We start from the raw sequence: 1618 nt of genomic DNA, 5'->3' as shown, positions 1-1618 counted from the left end.
GCCCTTGAACATCGTCTTTTGTTGGCTTGAGCAGCATTGCTTTCGAACGTTTGTCATTCTTGACTTTAAGCATGACGAGCAAATATCTCGGTAACTTCATCGAATTCTCATAAAATTCTCACAACTTCTTATCTCTTTCATTCCGTTATAAAATAGCGCCCATCAGTTCCCCAAACGCACATTAAAATGCTCAACAATTTACTTACTGCATACTATGGAGAAATCTACGGTATTGCCTTTTTCAGTCACTATCTCAACAACTACAAACAGGCAGAGCAACGCGCGCTTTGGCAAACTTTAGTCGACGTGGAAAAACTGACCGCTGAAAAACTCAAACCTGTTTTGCAAGCACATGGAATGGAGATAGAAGACCGTCATCAAGAAATGATGGAAAAAGGTCTTTCCGATGCAGAAAAGTGGATCGATTTACCTTGGTCAGAGCTGGTTGCCACGCTACTCAATTGGGTTGAGCCGTACGAAGTGACATACCGAGAATGGCAAACTCTCGCGATAGAGAAGAATTCAAACGCTGTCAATTTTCAAACTGCATTTGATTTAGTCGCAGAACATGAAACCGCCATTTATCAATGTTGGCAGCGTTATCATACTAACGAGTCTGGGTTGCCGATTCTTCACGCCTTTTTGGCAAAATATCGTTAAAGCGAGACTAGCACACTTGCACCTCGTAAAGCCCTGCCAGACAATACTTTTAATACGCCGCGTAGAACGGAATCTTTATGGTTAATCCAAAACTCATTGCTCTACTGCCCGATTTGGCCTCCTTTATTTTGGTGGTCAACGAAGGCAGTTTTACTGCCGCAGCCAAACAGCTTGGCGTTACCCCATCTGCGTTAAGCAAACTGATCACCCGTTTGGAGCAAGCCCTCAACGTGAAGTTGTTTGAACGCACCACGCGCAAGCTGCTCATTACTCAAGCAGGGCAAAAAGTGTATGACCAAAGCATTGCGATGGTTAATGCCGCGCAGCAAGCCGTTGAGCTATCTGCGGAAGAACATGCCGAACCAACTGGCGCGCTCACGGTGGCGGCACCAGAGGCGTTTTTAAACTCGGTCTTACAACCGTTCGTGCTGCCTTTTTTGCAACGTTATCCAAAAATTCAGCTCAAGCTGCGCGCTGCCGACGGGGAAATCGACCTGTTTCGTCAGGGCATTGATGTTGCCTTTAAACTCACCGATAAACCGGATGAAAATTTGGTGCTCAAAGAGATCAGCAAAACCAATCTGGTTTTGTGTGCGTCGCCAGACTACCTCGCACAAAGAGGCATGCCAGAACATCCGACGCAACTTGAACAGCACGACTGTATTTACCTAGCAGAAAACGACAAAGACAACATTTGGTCGTTTTTTAAAGAAGAGGCGTTTCATTCCATCGCGGTCAGTGGTCGGTATGCGGTCAACCATTCGCAAATGCGCCTAAATGGCGTCAAAGCAGGTTTAGGGATTGGCATCTTCCACGATTTCGTGGTGAAAGAGGCATTAGAGTGCGGAGAAGTGGTCGAAGTGTTGTCCGATTGGATGATCAAAAGTAACTACCACGGTGCGGTCGCCATGCAGTACGCACAAACCAAATACATGCCTGCGCGTCTGCGTGTATTTCT

Annotated in this window: 2 protein-coding genes; both read left to right on the top strand. The window is 46.2% G+C overall.

Annotation, left to right across the window (positions count from 1 at the left end; genetic code table 11):
* Positions 1-186: 186 nt before the first annotated feature.
* Positions 187-660, top strand: coding sequence for a hypothetical protein (locus R7P67_RS23790; protein WP_015313591.1), 474 nt, complete (start codon positions 187-189; stop codon positions 658-660).
* Positions 661-737: 77 nt separating this feature from the next.
* A partial coding sequence (locus R7P67_RS23785) for a LysR family transcriptional regulator (protein WP_318086188.1) occupies positions 738-1618 on the top strand: 881 nt, incomplete at its 3' end.

The sequence above is a fragment of the Vibrio sp. Vb0937 genome, assembly GCF_033338855.1.
This window is presented reverse-complemented; position numbering and strand designations above follow the sequence as displayed.

Bases quoted from the DNA above. Each gene is read 5' to 3' on its own strand.
- R7P67_RS23790 (WP_015313591.1), top strand. From the start codon at position 187: ATGCTCAACAATTTACTTACTGCATACTATGGAGAAATCTACGGTATT.